Origin of the sequence: Phyllobacterium trifolii (assembly GCF_014192095.1) — a bacterium.
Taxonomy (GTDB): Bacteria; Pseudomonadota; Alphaproteobacteria; order Rhizobiales; family Rhizobiaceae; genus Phyllobacterium; species Phyllobacterium trifolii.
Genome location: NZ_JACHXN010000002.1, coordinates 202,814 through 218,831 on the forward strand (window position 1 = coordinate 202,814; position 16,018 = coordinate 218,831).

The following is a 16,018-nucleotide window of genomic DNA, read 5'->3' on the forward strand; positions in this document are numbered from 1 at the left end:
ACCCGTTACTATAGGCGTTCGGCCTTCCTACATAGCCATAGGAAGGACATAAATCTGCGGGATGATAATCGTTAGACGGCGGACACATCTCAATATCTTGATTGATATATACAATATTATAGCAATCAGTGTCTTGCGCAGTGCAGCGACTCATCCGACACTGTGTCCATTCGGCATGCAATCCTCTGAGCGAGGGGCGGCCCCTTCAGCTCAGATTCCACTGAATTTGCACGTGGCTGGAGGTAAACATGACTACGCAAGCTTCTGACGTATTTAGCCTCTTCTCTGAGATTTACAGCAGCGAGAAGCAGGAAGAGATGAGCCTGCAGGAATATCTCCTCGCTTGCCGCAATGATCCAAAGATGTTTGCCACCGCTTCCGAACGAATGGTGGACGCTATTGGCGAGCCAACCCTGGTCGATACCAGCGATGACGAACGTCTCGGCCGGATTTTTCTCAACCGCACGATCAAGATCTATCCAGCCTTTGCCGACTTCTACGGCATGGAAGATACGATCGAACGGATCGTCGGTTATTTCCGCTATGCTGCCCAAGGTCTTGAGGAACGTAAGCAGATCCTTTATCTGCTCGGCCCCGTTGGTGGCGGCAAGTCTTCATTGGCCGAGCGGCTCAAGCAACTCATGGAACACCGGCCCATCTACACGCTGAAGGCCGGGAACCAGATCAGCCCCATCTTCGAATCTCCGCTGGGCCTTTTCCACCCGGATCGGATGTCCGGGTTGCTCGAGGATAAATATGGAATTGCCCGCCGGCGCCTCAACGGCCTGATTTCGCCATGGGCGACAAAGCGGCTTGATGAGTTTGCTGGCGATATCTCCAAATTCAGCGTCGTCAAAATTATGCCGTCGCGACTGCGCCAGATCGGCATTGCCAAGACGGAACCCGGCGACGACAACAACCAGGATGTCTCTTCGCTGGTCGGCAAGGTCGATATTCGCCAGCTCGAAAATTTCAGCCAGGCCGATCCTGACGCCTATTCCTTCAGTGGCGGGTTGAACCGGACGACACAGGGCATGCTTGAATTCGTCGAAATGTTCAAAGCGCCGATCAAAGTGCTGCATCCTTTGCTGACGGCGACGCAGGAGGGTAACTACAACGGGACCGAGAATTTCGGTGCCTTCCCGTTCCAGGGTATCATTCTTGCCCACTCGAACGAATCCGAATGGTTGCAATTCAAGAACAACAAAAACAACGAAGCATTCCTTGATCGCATGTCGGTGGTCAAAGTTCCCTATTGCTTGCGGGTCACCGAGGAAAAGCAGATCTACGAAAAGCTGCTGCGTGAGAGCGAGCTCTTGAATAACCCATGTGCACCTGAAGTGCTGGAGATACTTAGTCGATTTACGGTCTCCACCCGCATGGCGGAGCATGAAAACTCACCGCTCTATACCAAGATGCGCGTCTACGACGGCGAAAATCTCAGAGAGTCCGATCCGAAAGCCAAATCCGTGCAGGAATATCGCGATGCAGCCGGTGTTGATGAAGGCATGAATGGCATCAGCACACGATTTGCCTTCAAGGTACTTTCGGAAACCTTCAACTACGATACCAAGCAGGTGGCGGCCGATCCCGTGCATCTCATGTACGTGCTGGAGCAGGCAATCAAACGTGAGCAGTTTCCCCAAGAGATCGAAGCGAACTATCTCGACTTCATCAAGACTGAACTCGCCTCGCGCTATGCCGAATTCATCGGCCACGAAATCCAGAAAGCCTATCTGGAATCCTACAGTGAATACGGCCAAAACCTGTTCGACCGCTATATCGCCTATGCCGATGCGTGGATCGAAGACCAGGACTACAAGGATCCAGACACGGGGCAGATACTCAACCGGGGCATTCTCGACAGCGAATTATCGCAGATCGAAAAGCCTGCGGGCATCGCCAATCCGAAGGATTTCCGCAATGAAGTGGTAAAGTTCACCCTGCGTGCCAAAGCCAAGAACAATGGCCGCAATCCATCATGGACGAGCTACGAAAAGTTGCGCGAAGTCATCGAGAAGCGCATGTTCGGTCAGGTGGAGGATCTGCTGCCGGTTATCAGCTTCGGCTCGAAGAAGGACGGCGCCACCGAGAAGCAGCACACGGAATTCGTCCAGCGCATGGTCGAACGCGGTTATACGGAGCGGCAGGTTCGCCGTCTGGTCGATTGGTACATGCGGGTGAACAAGGCCGGCTGACGACCGCCGAAGAAAGGTGCGTGAATGCCGAACTTCATTGATCGTCGCCTGAACCCGAAAGACAAAAGCCTGAGCAATCGCCAGCGCTTTCTGAGGCGCGCGCGTGTGGAGTTGAAGCGGGTCATCAATGAGAAGATATCGACTGAAAAGATAACGGATGTCGATGCCGGGCACGCAATTTCTCTGCCGGTGAGTGGCACCAGTGAACCCAGCTTCTCGCCGGACCGCGGCACCGGCCGCCGCGAATATGTCTTGCCGGGCAATCGGGAATTCGTTCTGGGCGATCGCTTGCCAAAGCCGGGTGCGGGTGGTGGCGCGGGTGCCGGCAAAGGCGGCGCAGCCGATATCGAACTCGAAGACGATTTCCGTTTTGTGCTGTCGCGTGAGGAGGTTCTCGATCTGTTTTTCGAGGATCTGGAACTTCCGGACATGGTCAAGTCGAGCCTGAAGGAAGCCATTGCTTTCAAGCCTCGCCGCGCTGGCTTTACGACTGCCGGAGCTCCGACCAATATCAATGTCGGGCGGTCCATGCGCAACAGTTTCGGCCGGCGTATTGCCTTGAGAAGACCGAAGCAAGCCGATCTCGATGCTATCGCCGATGAGATAGCGGTACTGGAGGCGGAAGCTAAACCAAGTGCGGTATCAAGCGAACGCCTAGCCGGATTGCGCCGGGACCTTGAGGTTCTGCAAAGGCGGCGCAAACTGGTGGCTTACATCGATCCCGTCGATATTCGCTTCAACCGCTTCGAGCCCATGCCCGTGCCTAACGCCAATGCGGTCATGTTCTGCCTGATGGATGTTTCCGGTTCCATGGGCGAGCGGGAAAAGGATCTCGCCAAGCGATTTTTCGTCCTGCTGCATCTGTTTCTCAAGCGGCGGTACGAGCGCATTGATATCGTCTTCATCCGTCATACCCATCAGGCTCACGAAGTGGATGAGGAGACATTCTTCCACAGCACACAAAGCGGTGGAACGGTCGTGTCCACAGCGTTGGAGGAAATGCGGCACATCATCGAGGAACGTTATCCCAGCAGGGACTGGAACATTTACGCGGCCCAGGCCTCGGATGGAGACAATTTGACGGGCGATTCCGAAAATTGCGTCAATCTTCTGAACAACGAGCTGATGAAGCTTTGCCAATATTATGCCTATGTCGAGATTCTGGATGAACGGGAAAGCGCCATATTCAGGTCTACGGACAATGGCACCTCGCTTTGGCGCTCGTATCGCCTTGTCGGAAAAAACTGGCGCAATTTCCAGATGACGCGAATAGCCAAGCCCGGGGACATATATCCGGTGTTCCATCAGCTTTTTGCCAAGCAACCGAAAACAGCGAAAAGTGGTTGAAGGGCAACGCCGAATGAACAAGCGCGCAGACACATCCAACCTTCTGTTTCAGAGTTCCGAATGGAATTTCAACACGCTGTACCGCACTTATGACGCGATCAAGGAAATCGCGATCGATGAGCTTGGTCTTGATGTCTATCCCAACCAGCTGGAGATCATTTCATCCGAGCAGATGCTTGATGCCTACTCCTCCAATGGCATGCCGCTGATCTATCGGCATTGGTCATTCGGCAAGCATTTCGTTTATGAAGAGCACCACTATCGCAAGGGGCATCGTGGGCTTGCGTACGAATTGGTCATCAATTCCAATCCCTGCATCACCTATCTGATGGAAGAAAACACCATGTCGATGCAGACATTGGTGACCGCACACGCCGCCTTCGGCCACAACCATTTTTTCAAGAACAACTATCTGTTCAAACAATGGACGGATGCCGATGCCATTCTGAATTATATGGAGTTTGCCAAAGGCTACATCGCACGCTGCGAGGAAAAGTACGGCCTCGCTGCAGTGGAGCCCATTATCGATGCCGCCCATGCGCTCATGGAGCAAGCGGTGTTCCGCTATAACCGGCCTCCGCGTAATTCGCCCTTGAAAGAGCGTGAGCGGGTCCGCGATCGGCTGGAATATGAGGAGCGCGCCTTCAGCGACTTGTGGCGCACCCTGCCGCAGCGCAAGGCCGACGAGGATCCTACCGAAACCGAGCGGGACTTATCCGAGCGTAAGAAGACACTCAATCTTCCGGAGGAAAACCTTCTCTATTTCATCGAGAAGAACAGCATCATCCTCGAACCGTGGCAGCGGGAAATCCTGCGTATCGTTCGCGTCGTCGCGCAATATTTTTACCCGCAGCGGCAGACAAAGGTGATGAACGAGGGCTGTGCCACGTTCGTTCACTACACGATCATGAATATGATGTTCGACAAGGGGCAGCTCAGCGAAGGCAATCTTCTGGAAATGCTGCACAGCCATTCCAACGTCGTGTTTCAGCCCGGGTTCGATGATCCGCGCTTTTCCGGTCTCAACCCTTATGCGCTCGGTTTTGCGATGATGCAGGATATCGAACGTATCTGCACCAAGCCTACCGCAGAGGATCGCGACTGGTTTCCAGAGTTTGCCGGCAATGGCGACTGGCGTGGAACATTGCTCGACGCCTGGGCCAATCACCGCGACGAATCGTTTATCCTGCAATATTTGAGCCCGGCGCTAATTCGCAAGTTTCGATTGTTTGCTCTTGAGGACGAGACCAAGGAAAATCACTACAGGGTTGCGTCCATCCACAATGAGCGCGGCTATGAGCGTATCCGCAGCACCTTGGCGCGGAGCTATGATATTGGCGTGAACCAGCCCAACATCCAGGTCGTCGATGTGGATTTTCGCGGCAACCGGCATCTCCATCTGCAACACACGGTGCGCGACGGTATTGTTCTCGACGAGCACACGCGCAGCGCCACCTTACGGCACGTCCGCCGCCTTTGGGGTTATGATGTCAGTCTTGTCGGGGTCGAAGCAGGTTCGGAAAAGACCCTCTACGAAACCTCTTCCAGTAAGCTCGCGGAATAGCGTCCGCACCTATTCTACAACCCGTGGACACGGCGATGCATCCGGCGTATCTTCGCTGAGGATTTGACGAGAGCGCAGATGCTCTCCTTCGACTCTTCAGCTCGTGTCAACTCCACTTTTCCCCCTGCCCCAGCCACCCTCGAGGAAGCCATGGCCTATAACCTTAAGATTAACGGAACCGCTCATAGCGTGGACGTCGATGACGACACACCGCTGCTTTGGGTAATACGCGATGTGCTCGGCATGACCGGCACAAAGTTCGGCTGCGGCGCCGCCCTTTGTGGTGCGTGTACTGTCCATATCGACGGCGTAGCAACACGCTCCTGCATTACTACCGTCGACAGCATCGGCGATAGCGCCATTACAACAATCGAAGCGATCGGAGAGACGCCGCAAGGCGCGGCGTTGCAAAAAGCCTGGTTAGATCTCGAAGTAATTCAGTGCGGCTACTGTCAGTCCGGCCAGCTCATGTCGGCTGCTGCCCTATTGAAAGAGACACCAAAGCCGACCGACGAAGACATAAACAGCGCCATGTCCGGCAATGTCTGTCGTTGCGGCACCTATCAGCGCATTCGCGCCGCCATCAAGCAAGCAGCGGAGGCCTGAGCCATGGACACGCTTAATCTCGACGCACCGACCTCTGGACCCAGCACATCACGCCGCACCTTCCTGAAAGGAGGCGGACTGCTTCTCGGCTTCGCCCTGCTCGGTGGCATGACGACATCGGTCTTTGCAGCAAACGCAGCGCAAGTGACCGAAGATGAAGTAAAGGCACCCTTCGCGCCGAATGGCTTCATTCGCATAGACCCCAAGGGCACGGTCACGCTGGTCATGCCAATGGTTGAAATGGGCCAGGGTACATATACCTCCCTTGCCATGCTGTTAGCCGAAGAACTGGAAGTCGACCTCGATCAGGTCCAGGTGCAGCATGCGCCGCCCAACGATGCGCTCTACGCCAATTCGATCCTGCATATCCAGTCGACCGGCCTTTCATCATCGGTGCGAGCGTTCTGGACACCATTGCGTCAGGCCGGCGCTGTCGGCCGCACGCTTTTGATCGCTGCTGCGGCCAAGCAATGGGGTGTAGAGCCCGGCACCTGCAAAGCCGCACACGGTGTGGTCACCGACGGGTCCGGTTCAAAACATCTGAGCTACGGTGAACTGGCGGAGGCAGCATCGAAGCTGCCCGTACCGGCGGCGGACAGCGTGAAGCTGAAAGAACCAAAAGATTTCACCCTGATCGGCACACCTGCCAAGCGACTCGACACGCCGATGAAGGTCGATGGACGCGCCATCTATGGCATCGACACCAAATTGCCGGGAATGAAAGTTGCGGCGATTGCGATCTCGCCGGTGTTGGGCGGCAAGGTGAAGACCGTCGATGAAAAAGCGGCCCTCGCCGTGAAGGGCGTGCATCAGGTCGTCAAGATCGATGAGGCTGTAGCGGTGGTCGCAGATCATCTGGGTGCGGCCAAGAAAGGGCTGGAAGCCGCTGCCATAGAATGGGATGACGGCCCGCATGCCACCGTAAACAGTGCAGATATTATCAAGGAGCTCGAAGAAAAGTCGAAGCAGCCCGGCGCGGTCGCTCGCAATGAAGGCGATGCGGAAAAGGCGCTTGGATCGGCGGCACAGCGCATCGATGCCATTTATCAGGTGCCGTTCCTTGCCCACGCGACAATGGAACCGATGAACTGCACGGTCCATATGCAAAAAGACAGCTGCGATATCTGGGTCGGTACGCAGGTGCCAACCTTAACGCAGATGTTCGTCGCCGGCGTAACAGGTTTCCCAAAGGAAGCGATCCGGATTCACAACCATCTTCTTGGTGGCGGTTTCGGCCGGCGTCTCGAGCCGGACGGCACGGTATTGGCCGTCAAGATCGCTAAGCACGTGGATGGCCCGGTCAAGGTCGTCTGGAGCCGTGAAGAGGATATCCAGCACGATATGTACCGCCCGTATTACTATGACAGGATGTCGGCCGGACTGGACGCTGATGGCAAGCCGGTCGCATGGACCCATCGTATCGCCGGTTCCTCCATATTTGCGCGCTATGTCCCTCAACTATTCGTCAACGGGCTTGACCCCGATGCCGTCGAGGCGGCAGCCGAACCGCCCTATGCCTTGCCGAATATCCATGTGGACTATGTTCAGGTGGAGCCTCCCGGTGTGCCTACCGCGTTCTGGCGGGGTGTTGGTCCAACTCACAATGTGTTCGTGGTCGAGAGTTTCATGGATGAACTCGCCCATGCTGCCAAACAGGATCCGGTTGCCTACCGCAAGGCGCTGCTGACAAACAACCCGCGTGCGCTCGGCGTATTGACCTTGGCTGCAGAGAAAGCCGGGTGGGGAACACCCTTGCCCGATGGCCAGGGTCGCGGCGTTTCGGTAGCCTTCATTTTCGGCTCCTATGTCGCGCAGGTGGCCGAGGTGGAAGTTGGTACTGACGGGGCCGTCAAGGTCAATCGCATTGTCTGCGGACTCGATTGTGGTATGTCGGTCAATCCCGATACAATCGAAGCGCAGATCGAGGGCGGATCCATCTTCGGCCTTACCGCCGCCTTGCACGGTGCGATCACAATAAAGGATGGCCGGGTGGAGCAGAGTAATTTCGACAATTACCTTCCCATGCGGATCGATGAAGTGCCTGTGATCGAGACGCATCTCATCAAAAGCTCAGAGGCGCCTGGCGGTATCGGTGAAGTGCCAACCTCCATTGTCAGCGCGGCTGTGACGAACGCAATATTTGCCGCCACCGGCAAGCGTGTCCGCACACTGCCTGTCGATCCGGAAATGCTGAAATCATCCAGCTAAAACGACCGCACCAATGCATCGGGGGAAATCCTCCCGATGCATTGAACAAGGGGGTCTCAGTCGTAGGCAAATGCCCAGCCAAGGCCCTTGAGCCAGCAGCGATCATCCGCGATGTCGTCGCTACGGTGGAGGCGCGTGACGCGGTCCCAGCCGCCACTCGCAAAGGCCTTTGCGAGTGCATCCTCCGATTTTTCGTCCCGCAGGCCGGCACATGGGTAGATGGCGACACCTGACACCCAGCGAGCCGCAAAGTCTTTTCCTTCACGCGTGATAACGAACACCGCACCGCGCGGCCTGCTGCGCCGGCTTTGGCTAGCGTACCCATCATCGGTTGTCATAGGCAAAACCAGGCGCCCGCCGTCTTTGAGCCGGTCCAGCCAAATATCGGAGGGGCGCGTTGCACCCGCATTGACATAGATTATATCCGCCGGTTCGAACTCGACTTTCGTACCGTCACCTTCAATCACTTCGACATTTGGATAGGCGGAAAGATTGGACTTGGCGCGTGCCGCGAGGTCAGTCTCCAACTCAATTCCCGTAACGTGCCCTGACGGTCCCGCCAGATGTGCCATGATCGCCGTGTAATAGCCGACTCCCGCGCCGATATGCACAATATGTTCGCCTGCAACTGGATGCGCGCACCAAAGCAGGTGCGCGTGCAACGATGGTTCACCATTGTTGATATGCCGCTCCGGCGATATCCCGACCAGATCGTCCGTGTAGAGGTAAACTGGATCGGCGTTTGGCGTATCGACATAGCCAATACCGAAACGGCGCATCGGCCACGGTCCGGGTCCGAGAAAATCCTCGCGCGGAACGTCCGCAAAGGCATTTTCGATACGGTGATCCTCAACGCCAACGCTCGCCAATATCTGCTTGGCGAATGAGCGGCGAACGATCTTCAGTTCGTCAGGATCGGTCATCCATTGCATTCCGGTTGGACTACGACATTGCTATTGTAGTCATGTCATGCCGGAAGGTTCAACTTCAATGATCACAGCTAGTTGGCCAGCTCCCGGTGAATGCCTGTCGAGCTCGTCGCATGTGCAGAGCATACACGGCTTGTCAGCTCGGCGTCTCGTGCTTCTATTGCCGAGACAATAGCACGGAGTTCGTCAAACGCATCCCGGTTGTGGTTGGTGACGCCCGGCTCAAGATGCTGCAGAATGATCATTCGATTGTTGAGGAGCGTAAGCATCGCGCTTGCAACACTGTTGCCGCAACCTTCGAGCAATATGGAGTAGAATCTATTCTCTGCGGTCATGGCGTTTTGGTCGTCCGTGCGATCGACATGCGCACGCAGGCGCGCTACCTGCGCATTGCTCGCATTGCAGGCGAATTCCTCGCCCACCAGCGGCGTCAACGCCTGCCTGACGCGAAGCATCTGGTTGGCCTCCTCCGCGCTGGGTTTGGCCACCGAAAGACCCCGGCGCGGTGTGCTGACGATCACGCCTTCAGCCTGCAGATGCTGCAATGCTTCACGCAATATTGTGCGGCTCACAAGCAGTTCCTCGCAAAGCACACGTTCGATGAGTTTCTGACCCGGTCGCAAGGATCCCGACAGGATTGATTCACGCAGGGTGTCTGTGACTTGCTGGCGCAAGGATGTTGTTTCGCGCGGCATATGTAGGCCCAATAACGCCATAACCCTTCCTCGATTCCACATTTGCCCGATGATCAGGCTCGTGCTTATTCGTTATATTTCATTGAATATAACGTCAAGAGAAAGTCATTCGCGCTGTCCGGTGTCCGTGCCTAAATTCTCGGTCAAAAAATCGACGAAGCTCCGCACGCGCGCCGCAAGGTATTCATGACCGACGAACACCGCATGGACGAGTTCAATGTCACCCGGGTTGTAGTCCTCAAGCAACGCGATCAGCCGCCCGGCCTTGATGTCTGCCCTGACATGAAAGAGGCCCAGTCTCGCGATACCAAGCCCCGCCACGCACATCTGCTGCGCGGTCGATCCATTGTTCGAAAGGAAATTTCCAGCGACCGCGATCGTATCGATCTCCCCGGTTTTGGGATCGCGAAACGGCCATTCATTCAGTATCCGCCGGAAATTGAAGTTAAGGCAGTTGTGGCGCTCAAGGTCACGGGGATGCATCGGGGTGCCGTGTTCGGCCAGATAGGCAGGTGAAGCGATGACCACCACCCGGCTCTCGAAGAGCTTGCGCGCCTTCAGGCTCGAACTGCGCATGGGACCAACGCGAATGGCGACGTCGGCACGCTCCTCGATCAGATCGACGACGCCGTCGCTCAGGGAAACATCGAGCTCTACCTCCGGGTAGCGCCGCAAGAACTTGGGAACGAGCGGTAAAATGCACATCATTCCGACTGGCACGGAAGAGTTCACGCGCAACAATCCGCGTGGCGCCGCCGATGCACCCGAGGCTACAGCCCGTTCCGCCTCGTCGATCTCCGCCACGATGCGCAGCGCCCGCTGATGATAGATTTCGCCCTCCGGCGTTAATCTCAGCGTACGCGTCGAGCGTACGAGCAGACGGGTTCCAAGCCTCTCTTCGATACGGCTGATGATTTTGCTGACAGCGGACGGCGTAAGGCCAAGGCGCCGCCCCGCAGCGGAGAAGCTGTTGAGGTCAACCGCCTGAACGAAAACTTCCATTTCTCCAGCTCGATTGTCCATGTGCAGCACCTATGAATTGGTTTCACAAGTATTGAGCATTATAGGGTGATTATCAAGGCAATGACGATGCGCCATATTCCCTCCAGTTTCCATCAATTCTCCGGCTGACTCCCAAGCAGCCGCAATTCAAAGGACAAGACAATGCCTCTCGCTCTTCTGGCGTTGACTATCAGCGCCTATGCCATCGGAACGACGGAATTCGTTATCGTTGGCCTTCTCCCCACGGTTGCCACCGATCTCCATATTACGTTGCCGCTCGCTGGTCTTATCGTCAGCGTCTATGCACTCGGCGTAACCTTCGGCGCGCCCATCCTGACCGCTCTGACCGGCCGTATCGAGCGCAAGCCTCTGCTGCTTGGCCTTATGGCGCTTTTCATCGTCGGCAATACCGCCGCCGCGCTCTCGCCGACCTATGAACTACTGCTCGTCGCCCGCGTGCTCAGTGCTTTTGCGCATGGCGTATTCTTCTCGGTCGGCGCCACCATCGCTGCCGATCTCGTGGCGCCAAACCGCCGCGCTTCCGCCATCGCCATGATGTTCCTGGGCCTGACCGTCGCGATCGTTACCGGCGTGCCGCTCGGCACGTTCATCGGTCAGCAGCTCGGCTGGCGCGCGACATTCTGGGCCGTATCCGGACTTGGTGTCATTGCCTTGCTCGCCATCGCGTTCCTGTTACCGTCAAAGATCGCCAAAGCAGAACCTGCGCGGCTCATTGATCAGGTTCGCGTGCTCGCCAGCGGCCGTCTGCTTCTCGCCTTTGCCATGACGGCGCTCGGTTATGGCGGCACATTCGTCATGTTCACATTCCTTGCGCCCGTCCTGCAGGAAATCACAGGCTATGCCGGTTCTACCGTCAGCCTGATACTCGTCCTCTACGGTCTTTCCATTGCTGTGGGCAACATGGTTGGCGGACGCGTCGCCGATGGTAATCCAGTCGGCGCCCTTGCGGTCATGTTCACGCTACAAGCGGCAGTGCTGGCGATTTTCACCTTCACGGCGGTCTCGCCCGTATGGTCTTTGGTGACGCTCGCCGCTCTCGGTGCGCTCTCCTTCTCCAATGTTCCCGGCCTCCAGCTCTACGTCGTGCAACTTGCCAAGATTCACACACCTGAAACGGTCGATGTTGCCTCGGCACTGAACATCGCCGCCTTCAATCTCGGCATCGCCGGCGGGGCATTCCTCGGTGGTCTCATCGTCGCCTCGCCCCTCGGTCTCGGCGCAACGCCCTGGGTTGGTTCGCTTCTGGTGGTTGGCGCGCTCGGTCTGACCCTCTGGAGTCAGATGCTCGATCGCCGTGCGACGACCGAAGCTCTCGCCACCTGCTAAAGCGAAGAGGCCGTCCGAAGGGGTGACAGGATGAGATAATTTGCTAAGGTCGGCATGAGATTCGCGAAAGGTTTTCCATGCTGGCCGAAGTGGCATTGCCCATCAAGCTGACATTCAGGCTCTGGTTGCGCTTCTGGCCACAGCTCATCGCTGTGGTTCTGTTAGGGCTCACCGTATCGGATTTGTTGATGTGGGTGGCGGTCAAGGCCGCCTATATCAACCATTATGCCGGTCTTGGACTTTTGACCCTCGTTGCGCTTACCCAACTCGTAACGACGGTTTCCATGATCCAGATCGTGCGGCCGGGTTTGCCCTCCGTCAACGCCGCACAGACCCAGGCAGATGAACAAGCAGACAAGAGCGAATTCGGCCTGTCCCGTCTCACCACGATTATTGCCGTCGCGCTGCTTCCGTTCTTTGCCTACTACGCAGCCTGGGGATTTCTGGGCGACACGGTGCGCCAATATTCGCGACTTGCACTTGAGTTGCGACCATTCGAAGGCGGTGGCGGCAGCGTGCTCGATGTTCTTGATTCGAAATGGATCCTCCTGTCGGTCGCCGTTTCGTGGATCATTCGCAATTTCGCAAAGGCCATGAAGGAACGCACCAAGCGCTCGGTCTGGGATATCATCATGGTCGTTTGCGAGACCAACTGGATATTCATCGGTCTCTACATCATCAGCCGCTGGAAGGATGACTGGTTGCAGGCACTGGTCGAAGGGCGGCTGTGGTCGTGGTTCGAACAATTCTTCGCAGCACTCGCCCAGCCGGTTTCATCGGCCTTTGCCGCGGCCCTGGTCCCGGTCGAGCAGGTTCCGGAGAACTTCAGTGCGGTAGCGATCAACCTGTTCTTCCACGCACTCCTGCCGGTGATCTGGCTGGTCATGGTCGCTCTTGTCTACGGCTATGACGTCCGCGACCAGAAAGAACTCATGCGCATCCATCATCGCGTCGAACGCTTTGGCGAGCGATATCAGGCCATCCCGAAATTCCTGCGCGACTTCATCGAGCATTTCATCAGCGGGTATCGCTCAAGATACTTGCCCATCGCAAATGGAGTGAGGCTCACGCTGAATTCCGGACTGCTGCTCATCATCACGTTGATCCTCGGCTATCGCTTTATCGAATGGGCTGCGGCTTGGCTGTGGCTCGGCACCGCACACCTGATAGGCCCGCATTCGATCGCCGTGTGGGAAGTCCTTGCGAATGGTGTAACCTTCCTGTTTGGCAGTCCGCTCCAGGATTCATCAACCGGAATTCTCGTAGAACCCTTGCGTATCTGTTTTCTGGCCGCCGTCCTCGAAACAGCGTTTTCGATGACAAAGAGAGCTAAGGCTTAGCAAACCTCAGATAAAACGGCCGCTCGCTGTGCATCCCTAAAGTCGGGACGAGTTCGTCTGCGACATCAGACGGCACGAGATAGTTCTGCTCGATCACCCTTCGCTCTCCCTTTTGCGCTCCGGAAAATGCGGTGGAACTGCACGTTTCGATGCCCGGTTGCGGTGAAGGCATTCCCGGCACACTCGAAGGATACCAGGTACGTCCCGTATGATCGGTCAGTTTTATGGCACACATAAGCCAGAGACTTTGAAGGTCGGGATCACCGATCTCGACTACAAAACGCGCGATGATTGGCGCTGAACCGGCGGGAAGCCGGCCGGGTCTTATACCCTCCACCCTGCGCAATCCCTGAAACTGCCATTCGCTGCCGCCATAGTGTTTGGTCTCTCCTGCAGCGACGTCAACCGGCAGCATATCGCGGTACCGGATGAGTTCATTGATGTCTCTGTACGAGATCGATAACAGTGAAATCGGAACGAGGAATAGCAAGGCCCACAGGCTGCGCTTGCGCCATCGCCGCTCCAAAGCATTCTGCTTTTCCTCAATCAAGACCGACATTTCATGTTCCTGTTAGCGGCCGCAGCGGATCGTAACTGTCGATAACCAGAGGCTGCCCATCATTGAACGTCTTGAGATCATCGATCGAAATGCGCGCTTCGGAATCCAACGCCGGCTCTATCTTGCCCGAAAGAACCAGCGTTGCCCCGTTCACCTGATCGGGCATTGTCTCAAAGATGAACCGAACCTTCTTGGGCAATCCCGGAGCAAGCAGATGCGGCGGCATGCCCGGCGCCCAGCCGATCCGGCCGGACGTTGTGAATTTCAGACCTGTCGGCCCGAGCCAGGTCGGCGCTGCAACGCTTGTACTGCTGGTCGTGGCCGCAAGCTGCGCGGTGACAATCACCCAAAGACCCGAAGTCGTCAGCGTTTTCTTCTCGCCATACTGGGTAAAGTCCAGCTGGCGCGCGAAAACGACCTGATCGAGCGTCACATCGAACTCGCGGGTGCGAACCTTGTCGTGCATCTTGCCATAGACGGGAATTGGAGCCGTCAGCTCACCAAAGCGTGGCTTGGTCTGCTGCATGCCGTAAAGCACGCCGACGGCAACGATCAGGACGAGAATATTGGCGAGCCGGCGCATTAGCCTTGACCCTCCGAGATTGGCAGGCTTACCGTGCCCGCCGGAGCCTTGCTCCACCAGCCCGGCGTGCCAGTCAGATTGTTGCGCAGCTTGAACTTCCATGCCTCGATGCCAAGTTCAATCGTGCCGGTCGGGACTGCATCGGACGGCACCACCCAGACGTAAGTAATCTTCTCGGGCATTCCGGGTTGCAGATCGGGCAACGACGATCCATCCCGATCGAGATAGGCGAGAGGCTGCTCGGTGACTGCTTGCAATTTCCCAAGCAGATGAAAAGTATTGGCGTAGCCGCTGTCGGACTGGGTCGTGCGGTTCATCAATTCGACTGCGAAAACGACGGCCTTCTGCCCCTCCTTCGGCGTCACACGGAAGATTTTCTGGTCGGTCACCCAAGCTTTCAAGGGTTTGATCAGCCATTTGCCCGCATCGATTGACTCGCCGACAGTGATTTGCGGCAGTTCCGGTTTGTCCGCTGCCTCGAATGCCCCAAGGGCAAATGCAGCTGCCAGTGCTGCAAATGAGCCGATGCCCGCCGTTAGCCAGGCGATTGCTTTGCTGCGCAGGTTCAGGAAACGGGATCGCATCGGCCCGATCGTTCTCCTCTAGATCCTCGGATCAATAGTGAGTTGCTTTCGTGCCGCACCATGCAATGTTTGTGAGATAAATTTCAAGTCTTGGATTTTAACGCGCGATAACTTGTGGAAGTTGCCGCAAGTTCGTGAACCTAAGTGACCGCAGGAAATCGCATCGTGTTTATTAGAATCGCGAGGCAACTTGCGGTAGGTAGGCGTTGACCAGACTTACAACCTGTGCGTCGCGGCTTCGTGCCGTCTCGCCGCCCATGACAACTGCCACAAGCTGCCGTCCGTTGTCGCTGATGGATGTGACGATGTTGAAGCCGGAAGCCCGCACATAACCGGTCTTTATACCATCCGCGCCGTTCAACTGCGCCAGAACGCGGTTATGCCCGCGGATCAACTTGCCGTTGTAGACGAAATCCTGGGTGACGAAATAATAGTATTGCCCAGGGTAGTGCTTGCGCAGCGACATACCAAGCAGTGCCATGTCACGCGCCGTCGTGATCTGCTGCGGATCGGGCAGACCGGAAGCGTTGTGGAAGTTCGTGCCTCGCATGCCGAGTTGACGTGCTTTCGCCGTCATCTGGGCTGCGAACTGGTCTTCCGTGCCGCCGAGATATTCGGCTAGAACCACGGCGACATCATTGGCGGATTTGACAACGATCGCCTTGATTGCGGTATCGACATCGATCGTCTGACCCGGCTTCAAACCGAGTTTGCTCGGCGCCTGTGATGCAGCGTGAGCAGAGACTGGCAGGAGAGTCGTCTTGGTGATCCGGCCGGATTTCAGTGCCTCGAAAGTAAGGTAGAGCGTCATCATCTTGGTCAGCGAGGCAGGCACCCGCGGTAGATCGGCGCTCGCCTGATAGAGAACCGCGCCCGTGCTGCCATCGACCACGATTGAGGCGGATTTTTCCGAAACCGGTGCAACCGTCGTCGGGGCGACGGTACTCAGCGTTGCAGCAGTCGTACAACCGCTGGCCGTGCCAAGAATCACCCCTATCAACACCACGACTTTCGAAAATGAATAGAACGACATATGAACTCGCAGCACGTTTATAT

The 16,018-nt window shown here is 56.5% G+C and carries 14 protein-coding genes; 7 read left to right on the forward strand and 7 right to left on the reverse strand.

The features are described from left to right. Positions 1-248 precede the first annotated feature (248 nt). The 5 genes from FHS21_RS03985 (at position 249) to FHS21_RS04005 (ending at position 7,923) form a co-directional block, all read left to right on the forward strand. A complete protein-coding gene (locus FHS21_RS03985) occupies positions 249-2,198 on the forward strand; it encodes a PrkA family serine protein kinase (protein ID WP_112526792.1) in 1,950 nt (649 codons plus the stop codon). A gap of 24 nt (positions 2,199-2,222) precedes the next feature. Continuing rightward, on the forward strand, positions 2,223-3,545 hold the full coding sequence (locus FHS21_RS03990) for a YeaH/YhbH family protein (RefSeq protein WP_112526794.1): 1,323 nt from the start codon (positions 2,223-2,225) through the stop codon (positions 3,543-3,545). Positions 3,546-3,558: 13 nt separating this feature from the next. Further along, the gene (locus FHS21_RS03995; protein WP_112526797.1) at positions 3,559-5,109 is read left to right on the forward strand and encodes a SpoVR family protein; all 1,551 of its coding nucleotides are present in this window, start codon (positions 3,559-3,561) and stop codon (positions 5,107-5,109) included. Between the two features lie 150 nt (positions 5,110-5,259). Then, a complete protein-coding gene (locus tag FHS21_RS04000) occupies positions 5,260-5,715 on the forward strand; it encodes a (2Fe-2S)-binding protein (protein ID WP_112530991.1) in 456 nt (151 codons plus the stop codon). 3 nt (positions 5,716-5,718) lie between these two features. Beyond that, on the forward strand, positions 5,719-7,923 hold the full coding sequence (locus tag FHS21_RS04005) for a xanthine dehydrogenase family protein molybdopterin-binding subunit (RefSeq protein ID WP_112551075.1): 2,205 nt from the start codon (positions 5,719-5,721) through the stop codon (positions 7,921-7,923). Between the two features lie 56 nt (positions 7,924-7,979). On the opposite strand, the gene FHS21_RS04010 is transcribed toward FHS21_RS04005, so the two are convergent. From FHS21_RS04010 to FHS21_RS04020, 3 genes are all read right to left on the reverse strand, one after another. Further along, a complete protein-coding gene (locus FHS21_RS04010; RefSeq protein ID WP_246410803.1) occupies positions 7,980-8,846 on the reverse strand; it encodes a protein-L-isoaspartate O-methyltransferase family protein in 867 nt (288 codons plus the stop codon). Between the two features lie 77 nt (positions 8,847-8,923). Next, positions 8,924-9,568: a GntR family transcriptional regulator gene (locus FHS21_RS04015; RefSeq protein WP_112531087.1), complete on the reverse strand. Its 645-nt coding sequence runs from the start codon at positions 9,566-9,568 to the stop codon at positions 8,924-8,926. 84 nt (positions 9,569-9,652) lie between these two features. Continuing rightward, entirely contained in the window at positions 9,653-10,570 is a 918-nt protein-coding gene (locus FHS21_RS04020; RefSeq protein ID WP_112531086.1) for a LysR substrate-binding domain-containing protein, read from the reverse strand. Between the two features lie 141 nt (positions 10,571-10,711). Between FHS21_RS04020 and FHS21_RS04025 the strand changes: the two genes are divergently transcribed. After that, positions 10,712-11,896 (forward strand): MFS transporter, encoded by a 1,185-nt coding sequence (locus FHS21_RS04025; RefSeq protein WP_183661007.1) that lies wholly within the window; start codon positions 10,712-10,714, stop codon positions 11,894-11,896. 77 nt (positions 11,897-11,973) lie between these two features. After that, positions 11,974-13,236: a hypothetical protein gene (locus FHS21_RS04030; protein ID WP_112551076.1), complete on the forward strand. Its 1,263-nt coding sequence runs from the start codon at positions 11,974-11,976 to the stop codon at positions 13,234-13,236. Here FHS21_RS04030 and FHS21_RS04035 read toward each other — a convergent pair. From FHS21_RS04035 to FHS21_RS04050, 4 genes are all read right to left on the reverse strand, one after another. Further along, on the reverse strand, positions 13,226-13,795 hold the full coding sequence (locus tag FHS21_RS04035) for a hypothetical protein (RefSeq protein ID WP_112531083.1): 570 nt from the start codon (positions 13,793-13,795) through the stop codon (positions 13,226-13,228). The genes FHS21_RS04030 and FHS21_RS04035 overlap by 11 nt on opposite strands. A 1-nt stretch (position 13,796) precedes the next feature. Continuing rightward, on the reverse strand, positions 13,797-14,378 hold the full coding sequence (locus FHS21_RS04040; RefSeq protein WP_112531082.1) for a hypothetical protein: 582 nt from the start codon (positions 14,376-14,378) through the stop codon (positions 13,797-13,799). Continuing rightward, a complete protein-coding gene (locus FHS21_RS04045) occupies positions 14,378-14,962 on the reverse strand; it encodes a hypothetical protein (protein ID WP_112531081.1) in 585 nt (194 codons plus the stop codon). Before FHS21_RS04045 ends, FHS21_RS04040 begins: the two co-directional genes overlap by 1 nt. 172 nt (positions 14,963-15,134) lie before the next feature. Continuing rightward, positions 15,135-15,995, reverse strand: a complete 861-nt coding sequence (locus FHS21_RS04050) for a D-alanyl-D-alanine carboxypeptidase family protein (RefSeq protein ID WP_112531080.1) — start codon at positions 15,993-15,995, stop codon at positions 15,135-15,137. Between the last annotated feature and the right edge of the window lie 23 nt (positions 15,996-16,018).

Bases quoted from the DNA above. Each gene is read 5' to 3' on its own strand.
- FHS21_RS04015 (WP_112531087.1), bottom strand. From the start codon at position 9,568: ATGGCGTTATTGGGCCTACATATGCCGCGCGAAACAACATCCTTGCGC.
- FHS21_RS04010 (WP_246410803.1), bottom strand. From the start codon at position 8,846: ATGACCGATCCTGACGAACTGAAGATCGTTCGCCGCTCATTCGCCAAG.
- FHS21_RS04045 (WP_112531081.1), bottom strand. From the start codon at position 14,962: ATGCGATCCCGTTTCCTGAACCTGCGCAGCAAAGCAATCGCCTGGCTA.
- FHS21_RS04035 (WP_112531083.1), bottom strand. From the start codon at position 13,795: ATGTCGGTCTTGATTGAGGAAAAGCAGAATGCTTTGGAGCGGCGATGG.
- FHS21_RS04030 (WP_112551076.1), top strand. From the start codon at position 11,974: ATGCTGGCCGAAGTGGCATTGCCCATCAAGCTGACATTCAGGCTCTGG.
- FHS21_RS04005 (WP_112551075.1), top strand. From the start codon at position 5,719: ATGGACACGCTTAATCTCGACGCACCGACCTCTGGACCCAGCACATCA.
- FHS21_RS03995 (WP_112526797.1), top strand. From the start codon at position 3,559: ATGAACAAGCGCGCAGACACATCCAACCTTCTGTTTCAGAGTTCCGAA.
- FHS21_RS03990 (WP_112526794.1), top strand. From the start codon at position 2,223: ATGCCGAACTTCATTGATCGTCGCCTGAACCCGAAAGACAAAAGCCTG.
- FHS21_RS04000 (WP_112530991.1), top strand. From the start codon at position 5,260: ATGGCCTATAACCTTAAGATTAACGGAACCGCTCATAGCGTGGACGTC.
- FHS21_RS04025 (WP_183661007.1), top strand. From the start codon at position 10,712: ATGCCTCTCGCTCTTCTGGCGTTGACTATCAGCGCCTATGCCATCGGA.
- FHS21_RS04020 (WP_112531086.1), bottom strand. From the start codon at position 10,570: ATGGACAATCGAGCTGGAGAAATGGAAGTTTTCGTTCAGGCGGTTGAC.
- FHS21_RS04040 (WP_112531082.1), bottom strand. From the start codon at position 14,378: ATGCGCCGGCTCGCCAATATTCTCGTCCTGATCGTTGCCGTCGGCGTG.
- FHS21_RS03985 (WP_112526792.1), top strand. From the start codon at position 249: ATGACTACGCAAGCTTCTGACGTATTTAGCCTCTTCTCTGAGATTTAC.
- FHS21_RS04050 (WP_112531080.1), bottom strand. From the start codon at position 15,995: ATGTCGTTCTATTCATTTTCGAAAGTCGTGGTGTTGATAGGGGTGATT.